The sequence below is a fragment of the Xanthobacter sp. DMC47 genome, from assembly GCF_056313845.1.
In genome coordinates this window covers 1,866,762-1,880,857 of record NZ_JBQUZM010000001.1, presented here as the reverse complement: position 1 = coordinate 1,880,857, position 14,096 = coordinate 1,866,762, and the positions used below count along the sequence as shown (strand labels likewise).

The 14,096-nt window shown below is 69.8% G+C and carries 11 protein-coding genes; 4 read left to right on the top strand and 7 right to left on the bottom strand.

The features are described 5' to 3' along the window. Positions 1-29 precede the first annotated feature (29 nt). From ACT54R_RS08695 to ACT54R_RS08685, 3 genes are all read right to left on the bottom strand, one after another. On the bottom strand, positions 30-1,070 hold the full coding sequence (locus ACT54R_RS08695; RefSeq protein ID WP_476325409.1) for an ABC transporter substrate-binding protein: 1,041 nt from the start codon (positions 1,068-1,070) through the stop codon (positions 30-32). An 84-nt stretch (positions 1,071-1,154) separates the two neighbouring features. After that, positions 1,155-2,588 (bottom strand): UbiD family decarboxylase, encoded by a 1,434-nt coding sequence (locus ACT54R_RS08690; RefSeq protein WP_476325407.1) that lies wholly within the window; start codon positions 2,586-2,588, stop codon positions 1,155-1,157. Positions 2,589-2,623: 35 nt separating this feature from the next. Then, positions 2,624-3,244, bottom strand: a complete 621-nt coding sequence (locus ACT54R_RS08685) for a UbiX family flavin prenyltransferase (protein ID WP_476325405.1) — start codon at positions 3,242-3,244, stop codon at positions 2,624-2,626. Between the two features lie 260 nt (positions 3,245-3,504). On the opposite strand from ACT54R_RS08685, the gene ACT54R_RS08680 reads away from it, so the two are divergent. The 3 genes from ACT54R_RS08680 (at position 3,505) to ACT54R_RS08670 (ending at position 7,281) form a co-directional block, all read left to right on the top strand. Next, positions 3,505-4,494 carry a LysR family transcriptional regulator gene (locus ACT54R_RS08680; RefSeq protein WP_476325403.1) on the top strand — a complete coding sequence of 330 codons (990 nt, stop codon included), beginning with the start codon at positions 3,505-3,507 and terminating at the stop codon, positions 4,492-4,494. 91 nt (positions 4,495-4,585) lie between these two features. Continuing rightward, a complete protein-coding gene (locus tag ACT54R_RS08675) occupies positions 4,586-5,854 on the top strand; it encodes an alpha-hydroxy acid oxidase (protein WP_476325401.1) in 1,269 nt (422 codons plus the stop codon). Next, a complete protein-coding gene (locus tag ACT54R_RS08670; protein WP_476325399.1) occupies positions 5,851-7,281 on the top strand; it encodes an FAD-binding oxidoreductase in 1,431 nt (476 codons plus the stop codon). The genes ACT54R_RS08675 and ACT54R_RS08670 overlap by 4 nt, the downstream gene beginning before the upstream one ends. A 61-nt stretch (positions 7,282-7,342) precedes the next feature. Here the strand turns inward: ACT54R_RS08670 and ACT54R_RS08665 are convergent, their stop codons facing one another. Beyond that, complete coding sequence (locus ACT54R_RS08665) at positions 7,343-7,846, bottom strand: TIGR02444 family protein (RefSeq protein ID WP_476325397.1); 504 nt, start codon at positions 7,844-7,846, stop codon at positions 7,343-7,345. 118 nt (positions 7,847-7,964) lie between these two features. On the opposite strand from ACT54R_RS08665, the gene ACT54R_RS08660 reads away from it, so the two are divergent. Beyond that, positions 7,965-8,693, top strand: a complete 729-nt coding sequence (locus ACT54R_RS08660; protein ID WP_476325395.1) for an alpha/beta fold hydrolase — start codon at positions 7,965-7,967, stop codon at positions 8,691-8,693. A gap of 7 nt (positions 8,694-8,700) precedes the next feature. Here the strand turns inward: ACT54R_RS08660 and ACT54R_RS08655 are convergent, their stop codons facing one another. Genes ACT54R_RS08655 through ACT54R_RS08645 form a run of 3 tightly spaced genes read right to left on the bottom strand, consistent with a single transcriptional unit; the run spans position 8,701 to position 14,093 of the window. Further along, positions 8,701-10,857: a 3'-5' exonuclease gene (locus ACT54R_RS08655; protein WP_476325393.1), complete on the bottom strand. Its 2,157-nt coding sequence runs from the start codon at positions 10,855-10,857 to the stop codon at positions 8,701-8,703. Further along, positions 10,854-11,297 carry a response regulator transcription factor gene (locus ACT54R_RS08650; RefSeq protein ID WP_476325391.1) on the bottom strand — a complete coding sequence of 148 codons (444 nt, stop codon included), beginning with the start codon at positions 11,295-11,297 and terminating at the stop codon, positions 10,854-10,856. The genes ACT54R_RS08655 and ACT54R_RS08650 overlap by 4 nt, the downstream gene beginning before the upstream one ends. Positions 11,298-11,309: 12 nt before the next feature. Then, positions 11,310-14,093: an ATP-binding protein gene (locus ACT54R_RS08645; protein ID WP_476325389.1), complete on the bottom strand. Its 2,784-nt coding sequence runs from the start codon at positions 14,091-14,093 to the stop codon at positions 11,310-11,312. Between the last annotated feature and the right edge of the window lie 3 nt (positions 14,094-14,096).

Below are 14,096 nucleotides of genomic sequence, written 5' to 3'. Positions count from 1 at the left end.
ACGGGCGCCGCGCGCGCGTCAGTCGCGCATCAGTTCTGGGCGGCCTTGTAGGGGCCGAGCGCCTTCAGGGTGTTCTCGGCGAACGAGGTGTCCACCACGTCGGAGACCTTGGCCGGGCGCTCGATGTAGCCATTCTCGGTGAAGAACTTGAGGTCTTCTTCCATGCTCGCCGTATCGACCTTGCCATCGGGGTCGATGCCGTTGGGGATCATGGTCTTGAACAGCTCGGCATCCTTCAGGCCGGTGGTGCGCATGATGGTCTTGACGACCTCGTCGGCACCCTTGCCGTCGAACTTTCCGCCCGCGGTGGCATCGTTGAAGATGCGGGCCGCCTTCACATAGGCGTTCATGAAGCGCTGGGCGACGTCGCGGCGCTTGGCGATGAAGTCGCCGCCGTAGAGCAGGACGGCCACCTGCTGGTTCGGATAGCCGTCCACCACGAAGCGCACGGCGACGCCGTTGTTCACCGCCTGGGTCACCGAAGGCTCGGTGGTGATCGCGGCATCGATGGCGCCGGTGGTGAAGGCGGCGATCTGCTGCGGATAGCCGATGTAGTTGTGGTTCACGTCCTTGTAGGTGAGGCCCGCCTTGGCGAGGAGATGCGCCATCTTGGCATTGGTCGCCGCACCCGGGCCGACGGACCCAACGCGCATGCCCTTGAGATCGGCGATGGTCTTCACCTTGCCAGAGTCCACCAGCTCCTTGCGGACCATGAGGGGCATGTAGTCGTAATGGACCGGGGTGGAGCCCTTGTCCGCCACCACCTTGATGTTGATGCCGCGCGCGGCCGCATTGTAGAGCCCAGCGGAAGAGGCGCCGGCGCCCACGTCGATCTGGCCCGAGCCCAGCGGGGCGACCATCTTCGGTCCGGAATCGAAGGCGATCAGCTCCACGTCGAGGCCTTCCTGGGCGAAGATGCCGCGCTCCACGCCGAGGTGGAACACCACGTCCGACACCACATTGTTGATGCCGACCTTCACCTTGTCGGCGGCCTGCGCGCCACCGGCCGCGGCGAAGGCGACGGCAAAGGCTCCGGCGCAGAAGAGGCGGCGGGTCGTCGTCTTGAACATCGAAATCCTCCCGGACTGGCGGCCGGTGCGTAGGGCGCCCGGCTTTTTGTGTTGGTTCGCGGACGGGTCCGCGCTGCTTTGGGATCAGGAGACCTGAGCGACGATGCGGGCGAAGGCGGCGTTGGGGTCCTTCACCAGCGCGTCGGCAAGGTCCACGCTCTCCTCGCCCTTCACGCGGATGCGCCGGAAGGCGAGGGGATCGTCGGAGAGCGGCGCGGTGGCATCGAGCCCGAGCTTGGCGCTTATGCCGCCCTCTTCGGTCGAGGGGTCGAGCTTGGAGCCGAGCGCGCCGGAAACGACCACCATGTCGCGATCGGCCTGGAAGCGGGTCGCCACCGCCCACTCGATCTCTTCGGCGCTGGAGATGTCCACGTCCTTGTCCACGACGACCACCTGCTTCACGTCGTAATGACCGCCGAAGGCGCACAGAATGATGTTCTTGGCCTCGCCCTCGCGCTGCTTGTCGATCTTGACGACGAGGTGATAGCGGCAAGTGCCGCCGCGGGTGAGGCGCACGTCCAGCACGTTCGGGAAGGAGCGCTTGAGGTGCTGCAGCAGCGTCGCCTCGCGCGGCACGCCGCCGAGCACCAGATGCTCGAACGAGCCGCCGACGATGGTGTGATAGATGGGATGGCGGCGATGGGTCACCGCATCCACCTCGATCACCTCGCGTGCGGCGCGCGGGCCGTAATACTGCGGGAACTCGCCGAATGGGCCCTCCGGCTCGCGCACCTTGGGCAGGATGCGGCCTTCCACCACGATCTCGGCGGCGGCCGGCACGCGCACCGAATTGGTCTTGCACTTCACCACCTCGACCGGGCGGCCGAGGAGCGAGCCGGCGATCTCCATCTCGTCCTCGTCCAGCGCGCAGATGGCCTGCGAGGCGAGGAGCAGCGCCGGGTGGGCGCCGATGACGATGGCGATCTCCAGCGCCTCGCCCGCCTCTTCCGCCATGCGGTAATAGGCGAGCGTATGGCGCGGCAGCAGCAGGACGCCGATGCGGTTCGGCCCGCTGATCTGGCAACGGTGGATGGAGACGTTCTGCACCCCGGTGACGGGGTTGCGTGCGATCAGCAGGCCGGCGGTGATGTAGGGTCCGCTGTCCAGCTCGTTGTGCGAGGGAATGGGAAGCTGGGCGAGGAGATCGACCTGTGGATGCACCACCTCCTGCACCGGGGCGGAGGTGACCTCCACGCACGGCGTGGGCTTTGCGGCGGCGGCGAGGAAGTGGGGTAGCAACTGGGCCTCGGTGACGCCGAGGCTCGCGGCCACCCATGCGCGCTGGGTGAAGAGGTTCACCACGACAGGCATGTCGTGCGCCTTGCCGTCCACGCCCACGGGATGGGGGAACAGCACGGCCTTGTCACGCTCGGTGCGCTTGGCCACGGCGGCGAGATTGTCGGCCAGCGGCAGGTTTTCCCGCGCGACCGCCAGACGGCCATGCGCGGCGAGGTCGGCGAGCCAGGTGCGCAGGTCCGGGGGCGTCTGCGCGGCGGGGCGGGGGCGGGGGTCCAACATGGGTCTCAGGTTCCGCTGGTCGGGAAATTCGGGGGTCAGCTGGCGGGCGAGATCTGGCGCAGCGGCGTCTTGCGGCGGCGGGGGCCACTCTCCTCGCCCCAGCGGCGCACCGCGCCCACCTCGATGTCGAACAGGTCGAGCACCCGCCCGACCGTATGGTCGATCATCTCTTCGAGACTGGCGGGGCGGGAATAGAAGGCCGGCATGGGCGGGGAGATGATGGCGCCCATCTCGGACACCTGAGTCATGGTGCGCAGATGGCCGGTGTGCAGCGGCGTCTCGCGCGCCATCAGCACCAGGCGGCGGCGCTCCTTCAGCACCACATCGGCGGCGCGGCTGAGCAGGCTGGAGGTGACGCCGGACGCGATCTCCGACATGGAGCGCATGGAGCAGGGCGCCACCACCATGCCCATGGTGCGGAACGAGCCGGAGGAGATGGCGGCGGCCATGTCGTCGTTGGAATGGCAGACGCTGGCGAGGGCCTTCACGTCCGCCACCTTGCGGTCGGTCTCGTGGGCCAGCGTGATCTCGGCGGTGCGCGACATGACGAGATGCGTCTCGATGCCGGCGGCGCGCAGAAGCTCCAGCATCCGCACGCCATAGATCACGCCGGAGGCGCCGGAGATGCCGACGATGAGACGCTTGTGATCCTGCATGGCATCTCCTCCGCGCTGCCGCACGTGTGGCCGGGCCGGACGGGAGATGTGGAGAAAGGCAAGACGCATCATTCGGGCGCCATGCGCCCGTCCTTGCCGACGATCCCTCCCCGCCACGGGCCGCTTCGACCTTCTGGGCGACGGCTCCATGAGCCGGTTATGGAGTCATAGACAAAGGTCGTAATCACTGCAAATAATGAATGATTATCGGCGCTATCATTAGCGCTGATTTCAGGCGTGGCCGCGAAGGACAATCGGCGATGGACCTCAGGCAGATGCAGTATTTCCTGTGCCTCGCGGAGACCGGCAACGTCACCCGCGCGGCCCGCCAGCTCAACATCGTGCAGCCGGCGCTCAGCATGCAGATCGCGAAGCTCGAAGCCGAGTTCGGCAAGAAGCTGTTCGACCGCACCGCGCATGGTGTCTCCACCACCCCGGCGGGGGAGGCGCTGGCGCGGCTCATCTCGCCGATCGTGCGGGACGTGGAGCACGCCATGCAGGAGATGGCGCGGCTCGACGGGCGGGTGTCGGGCCGCGTGGTGGTGGGGCTCATCACCTCGGTGGCGCAGAGCACGCTGGCCAACTCCTCCGCCACCGTCGCCGCGCGTTACCCGGACGTGGAATTCTCTGCCTGCGAGGGCTACACCGAGACCATGATGGATTGGGTGACGACGGGTCAGCTCGACCTCGCCATCATCAACGTCCCGCGGCAGAAGAGGGGCCTCGCCTCCCAGCACATCCTTGACGAGGAGATGGTGTTCGCCGCGCGCACCGATGCACCCCTCACCGTGCCGGACAGCCTCGGCTTTGCCGATCTCGGCGGGCTGGATCTGGTGCTGCCCTCCAAGCGCCACGGCCTGCGCGCCATCCTCGAGGCGCAGGCAGCCGAAGCGGGGATCGAGCTGAAGCCGCGCATCGAGATCGACACCCTCTCCGCCATCTGCGAGGTGGTGGCAACCACGGACCTCGCCACCGTGCTGCCCACCATCGCCCTGCATCAGGTGCTGGCGGCGGGACGGGTGCGCGGGCATCGGTTCGCCACCCCGCTCACCCGCTCCATCGCCGTGGTGCATCATCCGCGCCGGGCCATCTCGGCGGCCGCCCATGCGGTGGTGGAGGTGATCCGGCAGGATCTGGTGGATGCCGCCACCTCAGCCGCCACCTTCGTGCGCGCTGCGGCGCCGGTGCCGCCCGTGCGGCGGCGGGGACGGGGCAAGATCAGTCAGGCTGATTGCTTCAATAATCCATAATTATTTGCAGTGATGAGCGCCCGCGCTCTACCACAGCTCTAACGAGACAAGACGAGGAAACGCCATGGCAAACGTGGCAAGAGAACGTGGCGTGAGCGCCGGGACCGTCCCACCGACTGCCGCGCCGGCAGCCGCATCTTCGCCGCCTGCGGCCGCCTGGGGCGCCGGTTCCGGCACCAGCGCCGCCGCGCGGCTGAAGCAGCGGATGCCGACCCTGGACTATCTGGACCGTGCCGCCCGCCGCCGCATTCCCCGCTTCGCGTACGACTTCCTGGAAGGCGGCACCGGCGCTGATGTGGGCATCGCCGAGAACCGCGCGGCGTTGGATGCCGTGAAGCTGGTGCCGCGCTATGGCGCACCCGGTCCGGTGGATTGCGGCGTCGATCTCTTCGGCACCCGCTACAGCGCGCCCATCGGCATCTCGCCGGTGGGCGTGGACGGGCTGGTCTGGCCCGGCGCCACGCAGCTCCTCGCCAAGGCGGCGGCGAAGGCACGCATTCCCTACGTGGTCGGCACCCTCGCCAGCGCCTCCATCGAGGAGGTGGCGGCGCTCGCCGGCGACTGCACCTGGTTCCAGCTTTACGGCCTGCCGGGGCGCGACCATCTCGTGACGCTCGATCTGGTGCGCCGGGCCGACGCGGCCGGGGCCCGCGCCCTCGTCGCGACGCTGGATGCCCCCGTGCGTTCCAAGCGCCCGCGCGATCTCAACAACGGTCTCGTCGTGCCCTTCCGCACCACGGCCCGCACCGTGCGCGACGTGGCGCTCGCCTGGCCGTGGGCGCTGGCGCTGGCGAAGGCCGGCACGCCGCAGTTCGCCAACATGGCGCCTTATGTGGAAGCGCCCGCGACGCTGCCCAAGACCGCCGGTTTCGTGCAGAGCGAGATCAAGGGCACGTTTTCGTGGGAGGCGGTGAAGCGCCTGCGGGATGCCTGGCCGCGCGCGCTGGTGATGAAGGGCATCCTGCATCCGGCCGATGCGGAGATGGCGATTTCCATCGGCGTGGACGGCATCCTCGTTTCCAATCATGGCGGCCGCCAGCTCGATGCGGCACCGGCGGCCATCGACGTCTTGCCCGCCATCGCGGAGGCGGTCGGAAGTCGCGCCACCGTCCTCTACGACAGCGGCATCCGCTCCGGCCTCGATGTGGCCCGCGCGCTGGCTCTGGGGGCGACCAGCACCTTCTGCGGCCGCGCCTTCCTCATCGGTCTCGCCGGCATCGGCGACGGCGGCGCAGACTATGTGGCGGAGATGCTCACCGAGGAAGTGCAGGTGGCCATGGGCCAGCTCGGCGTGCGCGACCTCGCCGCGCTCAAGGGCGTGGAGCGGCGGCACGCGGCCGCCTTCGCGTTCCGGCCGTGACGGTCCGCCCCGACGCCGCCGTCCTCGACCGCCTCCGTCAGGCGGTGGGTCCGGCGGGAGTGCTGGAAAGCCCGGCGGATACCGAGCCCTTCTGCACCTCTTTCGGCGCGACCTTCCACGGCGCTGCGGCCCTCGTGCTGCGCCCGGCCTCCACGCAGGCAGTGGCCGACGTGGTGCGGCTCTGCGCCGCGGCGCGCATCCCCATCGTGCCGCAGGCCGGCAATACCGGCCTTGCCGGCGGTGCCCAGCCGGATGGCTCGGGCACGGCCGTGATCCTGAGCGTCGACCGCATGCGCAAGGTGCGGGCGGTGGACGTGGCAAACGACACCGTCACGGTCGAAGCCGGCGTGACGCTGGCCGAGGTGCAGGCCGAGGCGGAGCGGGTGGACCGCCTGTTCCCGCTCACTCTCGCCTCGGAAGGCTCCTGCCGCATCGGCGGCAACCTCGCCACCAATGCCGGCGGCACGCAGGTTCTGCGCTATGGCAACATGCGCGCCCTCGCCCTCGGGCTGGAGGTGGTTCTGCCGGACGGGCGCATCTGGGACGGCCTGCGCGGCCTTCGCAAAGACAATGCGGGCTACGACCTGAAGCAGCTCTTCATCGGCTCGGAGGGCACGCTCGGGATCATCACCGCGGCGGTGCTGCGCCTGTTTCCCCGCCCGCGCACCACGGCCACCGCGATGGCCGCCATTCCGGATCCGGCAGCGGCCATCGCGTTGCTGGGACGCGCGAAAGCGCGGCTGGGGGACAGCCTCTCCGCCTTCGAGCTGATGCGCACGCCGAGCCTTACCCATGCCATCGCCGCCCTGCCGGGCCTCGTCGCGCCCTTCGCCGAGGCGCACCCGTGGGTGCTGCTGGTGGAGGCCAGCGCGCAGGAGGGGGGCGACAGCCTCAATGCAGGCCTGGAGGCGCTGCTGGGGCAGGGGCTGGAGGATGGGCTGGTGCTTGATGCCGTCATCGCCGCCTCCGGCGCACAGCGGCGCAATCTCTGGGCGCTGCGCGAGGCGCAGGCGGAAGCGCAGGCCCATGCCGGCAAGGGCGTGAAGCACGACATCAGCGTGCCCGTCTCCGCCATCCCCGCCTTCGTCGAACGGGCCGATGCGGCGCTGGACGCACGCTTTCCCGGCATCCTGCCCTTCACCTTCGGCCATGTGGGCGACGGCAATCTCCACTACAATCCGGTGATGCCGGCCGACTGGACCGAGGAGCAGCGCCGGGCGCGGGCCGGCGAGATCAACCGCATCGTCCATGACGTGGTGGCGGATTTCGGCGGTTCCATCAGCGCGGAGCACGGCCTCGGCCAATTGCGCGTCGCGGAGGCCGAGCATTACAAGTCCGCCGTGGAGCTGGATTTGATGCGCGCCGTGAAGGTGGCGGTTGACCCGCACGGGCTCATGAATCCCGGCAAGGTGCTGCGGGTGCGCTAGAGCACGCGCCGATCTGATTGCATCGCAATCAGAGCGGATAACGCGTTCGCTTTGCTTAGAGTTAGATGGCGGCGGCGATGGCGCGCACCGCGGCTTCTTCCTCAGGCGTGGCCGGACGGCCGGCGAAGGACGCCACCACCTGCGTCATGGCGGCAATGGCGAGGGCTGGCGCATCGACCCCGGCGGGTGCGGGCGTGCCGGCCGAGAGCGTGCCCAATTCTTCCAGTTCGATGATCTCGGCGGCGATCTCGGCGGCCTGCACCTGACTGCGCAGCTTCGCTGTCCGCTCGTCCGGCGCGGGACTGGGGCCGGTCTTCAGGCGGCGGCGCACGACGCGCAGCGCCTTCACAACCTCGCTGTGCCACGCCGCCACGCGCGCCCGCGCTGTGGCGATATCGGCGGCGCCGACGTCACACCGCAGAATGGCCCCGCGCCAGGCGGCGAAGAGGAGGATGTTGACGTCGATTCCAGCGCTATCCTGCAAGGCGAGGCAGGCCGGCGGCACGCCTTCGCGGCCATAGAGGGCGAGGGCAAAGTCCTTCAGGGTGGGGGTCTCGTCCGCCATCGTCGCGCCCTCTCTCGTCTCCGGCGAAGGCTTAAGCGCGGAGCGCGCGGGACGCAATTCATCCGCATTGCCGCGCCGGGTGAAGGCTGCTTCACTCCGTCGGAACGGAGGCGCGCCCATGCCCGCAGACGAGATTTCGCCGAAGACCTTTGTGCTCGTCCACGGCGCGTGGCATGGCGGCTGGTGCTGGCGGGAGGTGGCGGACCTCTTGCGCGCGCGTGGCCATCGCGTGTTCGCGCCCACGCTGACCGGCCTCGGCGAGCGGCGCCATCTCATGAGCCCCGACATCAGCCTCGCCACCTTCGTTGCGGACGTGGCGGGCGTGATCGAGGCAGAGGAGCTGGAGGACATCATCTTCGTCGGCCACAGCCATGGCGGGGCGGTCATCAGCGGCGTGGCGGACGCCATGCCGGAGCGCATCCGCGCCCTCGTCTATCTCGATGCCACCATCCTCCAGAACGGCGAGAGCGCCTTCGGCGTGCTGCCGGCAGAGGTGGTGGACGAGCGGCGCCGCAAAGTGGCGGGGACGGGGGGCATCGCCATGCCGGTGCCTGATGTGACGGCCTTCGGCGTCCCCGCCGACCATCCCCGCGCCGAGTGGGTGCGCCGCCGCCTCACGCCCCATCCGGTCGGCTCCTACGAGAGCCCGCTGGCGCTCGCGCATCCGGTCGGCAACGGGCGGCCGTGCACCTACGTCTCGTGCACCGACCCGCTCTATCTGCCCATGGAGCCGGCGCGGGCCTATGCGCGGCAGGCGGGCTGGAGCTTCATCGAGATGCCCACCGGCCACGATGCCATGGTGCTGGAGCCGGAGGCGCTGGCGGGGCTGCTGGAAGGCGTGGGGTGATGAAGCCTCAATACTTCAGCTTGGCATAATAGGACGTCGCCGCTGCGGCCCGCGCCTCCCCCAAGGTGCGGATGCCGCGCGCGCGGAGCAAAGGCAACAGTTTCAGGAAGATTTCCGCCGTCACCAGCGCATCGCCCAAGGCCGTGTGACGGCCGGAGACGGTGACGCCGAGGCGGCCGGCGATGGCTTCCATGCTGCGGCTCTCCTCGCCCGGATGGGCAAGGCCGGCAAGGAGCAAGGTGTCGAGCACCGGCTGGTCGAAGGCGACGCCGCTCGCCTCTTCCTTGAGGGTGAGGAAGCGCATGTCGAAGGCGACGTTGTGGCCCACGAGGACCGTCTCGGCCGCGAAGGCGTGGAAGGCCGGCAGCACCTCGCCGATGCGGGGCTTGCCGCGCACCATCTCCGGCCGGATGCCATGCACCGCGATGCCGGCCTCCGGGATGGAGCGGCCGGGGTCCACCAATTGGTCGAAGCATTCGCTGCCGAGGATGCGGCCGTTGACGATGCGGGTGGCGCCGATCTGGATGATCTCGTCGCCCCCTGCGGGATCGAGGCCGGTGGTCTCGGTGTCGAACACCGTATAGGCGAGGTCGCTCAAGGCGCGGTCGTCGCTGGCGTGGCTGCCGGCGCTGGCGGCGAAGAGATCGAAATCGAAATAGGCCGGCCGGCTCTCCGCGGGGGCCTGCGCCTCGGCATGGCCTCCCGAGGCGGCGGGGAGCAGGAAGCGGAAGCAGGCGCCGGTGCCGGTCCGCGCGCGCTCCAGCCAGAGTTCCCCGCCGTGCCGCTCCACCACATCGCGGACACAGAGCTGCGAGGCGCCCATGGGCGCGCCCGGCCAGCCGGCACCGCCCGCCGCCGCATGGGCATCGGCGAAGGCGAGGTCGAGATGCACCCGCCCCCCGGCCGGCGACAGGCGCAGCGCGAAGGCGGGATCGGCGCCGCCCTCGGCCTCGGCCACGCGGGCGGCAAGGAAGGCGAGCGCGCCGATGAGGGCGAAGCTGTCCACGCTCAGCCAGATGGTCGCGTCCACATCGTCCGTCGCGACGGCATGGCCGGTGTCGGCGGAGATCCGGCGGGCAGCGGCGGCGGCAAGGTCCGCGCCCAGCATGTCCTGCAGTGGCCAACTCCGGCCCGTGCTGCTCGTTGCGTCGGCGGCGAGCGAGAGGCGGGTGCCGAGCCCCATCACCTCGTCACGGACCACCGCCTGGAACCGCTCGCGATCGGGCGCGTCGAGGTCGGGATAGTCCAGCATGTCGAGGGCCGCCTGCATGGCGGCGAGCGAGGCGCGGGCGGATTCGTTGAGGTCGACGAGGGTTCGGTCCTGCCGGGCGCGGGCTTCGTATTCGTCGGTGATGTCGTCGAGCAGCAGCACGAAACCGGTCACCGCGCCCCCCGCCTCGGCCCGCACGGGCGCGAGCAGCACCCGCACCAGATGGCCCAGCGGCGTGGTGGTGACGAAGCGGGCGGAAGGCCGCGCTTCGCCGCGACCCATCAGGCGCTCCACCGTCTCGCGCGCATGGTCCATCAAGGCGCGGTCGATGACGGTGTGGATGGAGCGGCCGAGGCCGATGGGATCGGCGCCGACGCCTTCCGCCGTCCCCGGCGCGCGGAACAGGCGGCGGAAGAGGGTGCGGGCGCGGGCGTTGTAGAGGAGGATGCGGCCTTCGAGGTTCAGCACCACCACGGACTGCTCCAGCTCTGCCATCAGGGCGGCGAGCTGGTCGCGCTGGAAGGCGACGTCGCGGCTTGCCTCGGCGACGAGCCGGGCCATGTCGTCCTGAAGCGCGCGGCGCTGGGCGGCGAGATCGTTCACCGCCTCGGCGAGCGCCTTGAGGCCTGCCGGGCCGGAGGCGGGAACCGGAGGCGCGGAAGGATCTCCCGCCAGCACCCGTGCCGCGGCGGCGAGCCGGGCCGGCGCCTCCACATGGGCCCCGTAGAACCGCCGCGCGAGCAGGCCGGCTCCGGCGGAGAACAGCACCCACCACAGCACCAGAACCATGCCGTGGCTCTCAACCACCGGGGCGAGGGCGCCCAGAAGCTCGGTGCGCGCTTCCCCATCCAGCGCCATCAGCAGGAAGCCGGCACCCAGCACCAGCCACAGCGCAAGGGCGAGCCCCGGCAACAGCATGGCCAGAACAGCGCCCGTCCCCCGCGGCAACCTCATGCAGGAAGGCTCCCCGCGGGCGGCTCGGCCAGCATGTCCTTCACCTTCTGCATCAGCTCGCGGGTGGAGAAGGGCTTGGTGACATAGGCATCCGCCCCCGCCCCGACGCCGCGGGCCATGTCGGTCTCGCGGCCCTTGGCGGTGAGCATGACGATGCGGGTCGAGCGCACCTCGGCATCCGCGCGCACCGCCTCGCACACGTCGAAGCCGCTCATGCCGGGCATGGTGGCGTCCAGCAGCACGAGGCGGGGATGCTCGCGGCGGATGGTCTCCAGCGCCTCGCGCCCGTCGCGGGCCACCAGCACGGAAAAGCCCTCGCGCTTCATCATGAATTCCAGCGAGACGACGATGTTGGGCTCGTCATCGGCAATCAGCACCTTGGCCCCCTGGGGGCAGGGCGCGGGCGTCGGGCCCGTCTCCACTGCGATCTCCCTGTCCATGGCGTTTCCTCCTCACATGGTGTCTTCGGCTTCTGCCGAGGTTTTTTCTGTTAAGGCGTCTGCTCCCCGGGGCCGGAGCGGCAGCCGGAAGGCGAAGCATGCGCCTTTCCCCTGCCGTTGATCCAGCCAGATCTTTCCGCCGAAATGATCCACGATCCGGCGGCTGATCGGAAGCCCGAGCCCGGTGCCGGGCGGTCGGCTCAGGGCATCGCCGCCCTGGCGGAATTTCTCGAAAATGGTGTCGCGGTCGGCGGGCGGTACGCCGGGGCCGTTGTCCTCCACCTGCACTTCGAGGCCCTCGGCATCGGGGATGAGCCGCACGTCGATGCGCCCGCCTTGCGCGGGGACGAATTTCGCGGCGTTGGAGATGAGGTTCAGCATCACCTGGGTGAGGCGGTCGGGATCGGCCTTGAGGAGCGGTACCGTGTCGGGGGCGGTGAGCACGATCCGGGCGCCTTTGGTGCGGGCGAGCTCCGATGTGGCCTTCACCGCGTCGGCGACGAGGGTGCGCAGGTCCACATCCGTGCTGTGCCACTCGGCATGGCCGGATTCGATCTTCGCCATGTCCAGCACCTGGTTGACGAGCCGTCCCAGCCGCTCGCTTTCGCCCACGATGATGCGCAGGAAGTCCTGCCGCTGCTCGCCCTCCATGTCCGGCGTGTCCAGCATCAGTTCGGACAGGGCGCGGATGGCGGTGAGCGGGGTACGCAGTTCGTGGGTCACCGACGACATGAAGTCGTCCTTCAGTTCGTCCAGTGTGCGCAACTGGGCGTTAGCGGCGGAGAGTTCGGCGGAGGCGATCTCCAGCGAGCGGGATTTTTCCTCCAGCGCGCGGGCGTAGACGCGCAGTTGCGAGGCCTCGTTCAGGATATCCATCACGTCGCCGGCATTGAGCGGCTCCTCGTCCGCCACCGCCGCCACCAGCACGCGGGCCGAGGCCGAGCCGACCGCGCCGGCGATGCGGCGCTCCACGATGTCCACGAGACGGGCATCGGCGGTAAGGTCCGCCACGTCGCCGGTTCCGCGTTCGCGGGCGTGCGCCTCGAAGATCTGCCGGGCGGCCTCCGCGCCCAGCAGGCGCCGGGCGAGGGCTTCCAGGTCCGCCCGGCGCGCCCGCCCGCGCCAGAAGACGGGATCGGCGGCACTGCGGCCACGGGCGAACACATCCACGAAGAGGAGCGCCTGGCTCGCCTCCCGCCCGGACGGCGCGCGCCAGAGCGAGAGCCCCACATAGAACACGCCGTTGACGAGAAGGCTCCAGAACAAGGCGTGAGAGAGGTTGTCGAGGCCGGAGAGTCCGAACAGCCGTTCGGGCGCCAGGGCAGCGATGCCGAACGGGCCGTGGGTGAGGAAGGCGCCGTCCATCCAGCCGGATTTCGCCACCGAGGGCAGCATCAGCGTATAGGCCCACACCGCGAAGCCGCCGAGCAGCCCGCCCAGCGCGCCGAGGCGCGTTGCGCCGCGCCAGTACATGCCGCCGAGCAGCGCCGGGGCGAACTGCGCCACCGCCGCGAAGCTGATGAGGCCGATGGAGACCAGCGCATAGGCCTCCCCCGCCACCACGAAATAGAGATAGCCGAGCAGCAGCACCCCGAGGATGGCGGCGCGGCGGATGTTGAGGAGGAGGCGGGTGAGGTCGCCCCCGTCGGCGCGGATGAGCTTCAGGCGCAGCAGCGCCGGCATCACGAGGTCGTTGCAGACCATGGTGGAGACGGCGATGGTCTCGACGATCAGCATCCCCGTCGCCGCCGAGAGCCCGCCCACATAGGCGATGAGCGCAAGGCCGCCCGCCCCGTGCGCCAGCGGCAAAGTGAGGACGAAGGTCTCCGGGTCCGCGCCCTTGCCCAGCAGCACGAGGCCGCCGAGCGCGAGGGGCAGGACGAAGATGTTGATGGCGAGGAGGTAGGCCGGAAACACCCATGCGGCGCGCTTGAGGTGCCGCTCGTCCACGCATTCCACCACCATCATCTGGAACTGGCGGGGCAGCAGCAACACCGACAGGCCGGAGAGGAGCGTGAGGCTGAACCATTGCGCCCAGGCGAAATTGCCGGCGCCCGAGAGGGTGAGCAGGCCCTTCACGCCGGGCAGCGCCGAGGCGCGCGCCCACACATCGGCGAAGCCGCCGAACAGGCCGTAGGTGACGAAGGCGCCCACCGCGAGGAAGGCGACGAGCTTGACGACGGATTCCGCCGCCACCGCCGCCACCATGCCTTCGTGGCGCTCTGCGCTGTCGAGGTGGCGGGTGCCGAACAGGATGGTGAAGAGCGCGAGGGCGATTGCGACGAGCAGCGTCCCGTCCTGCCACCAGCTCGGAGCCGTCGCCTGCGCGCCGGGCGTCGTGAGCACCGTGTAGCCGGCGGAAACGGCCTTCAGCTGCAACGCGATGTAGGGGACGATGCCGACCACCGTGATGAGCGTCACCACCGCCGCCACCAGCGGGCTCTTGCCATAGCGGGAGGCGATGAAATCGGCGATGGAGGTGATGCGATAGGTCTGGGCGATGCGGATCATCTTGCGCACCACCACCCACGCCACCAGCATCACCAGCGTGGGGCCGAGATAGATGGGCAGGAACCAGACGCCTGTGGTCGCCGCGCGGCCGACGCTGCCGAAATAGGTCCAGGCGGTGCAATAGACCGCCAAGGACAGGCCGTAGACCCACGCATTGCCGATGAGCGAGCGGCCCTCCCGCGCGCGCCGGTCGGCGAAGGCGGCGATGGCGAACAGCGCCGCGAGGTAGAGCGCGGCGGCACCGATGACGAGGGCGGGAGAAAGGGCGAGCGGTGCGGGGGTCATCAC

Excerpts from the sequence above, each read along its gene's own strand:
- ACT54R_RS08695 (WP_476325409.1), bottom strand. The coding sequence starts at position 1,070 with ATGTTCAAGACGACGACCCGCCGCCTCTTCTGCGCCGGAGCCTTTGCC.
- ACT54R_RS08690 (WP_476325407.1), bottom strand. The coding sequence starts at position 2,588 with ATGTTGGACCCCCGCCCCCGCCCCGCCGCGCAGACGCCCCCGGACCTG.
- ACT54R_RS08685 (WP_476325405.1), bottom strand. The coding sequence starts at position 3,244 with ATGCAGGATCACAAGCGTCTCATCGTCGGCATCTCCGGCGCCTCCGGC.
- ACT54R_RS08680 (WP_476325403.1), top strand. The coding sequence starts at position 3,505 with ATGGACCTCAGGCAGATGCAGTATTTCCTGTGCCTCGCGGAGACCGGC.
- ACT54R_RS08665 (WP_476325397.1), bottom strand. The coding sequence starts at position 7,846 with ATGGCGGACGAGACCCCCACCCTGAAGGACTTTGCCCTCGCCCTCTAT.
- ACT54R_RS08660 (WP_476325395.1), top strand. The coding sequence starts at position 7,965 with ATGCCCGCAGACGAGATTTCGCCGAAGACCTTTGTGCTCGTCCACGGC.
- ACT54R_RS08655 (WP_476325393.1), bottom strand. The coding sequence starts at position 10,857 with ATGAGGTTGCCGCGGGGGACGGGCGCTGTTCTGGCCATGCTGTTGCCG.
- ACT54R_RS08650 (WP_476325391.1), bottom strand. The coding sequence starts at position 11,297 with ATGGACAGGGAGATCGCAGTGGAGACGGGCCCGACGCCCGCGCCCTGC.
- ACT54R_RS08645 (WP_476325389.1), bottom strand. The coding sequence starts at position 14,093 with ATGACCCCCGCACCGCTCGCCCTTTCTCCCGCCCTCGTCATCGGTGCC.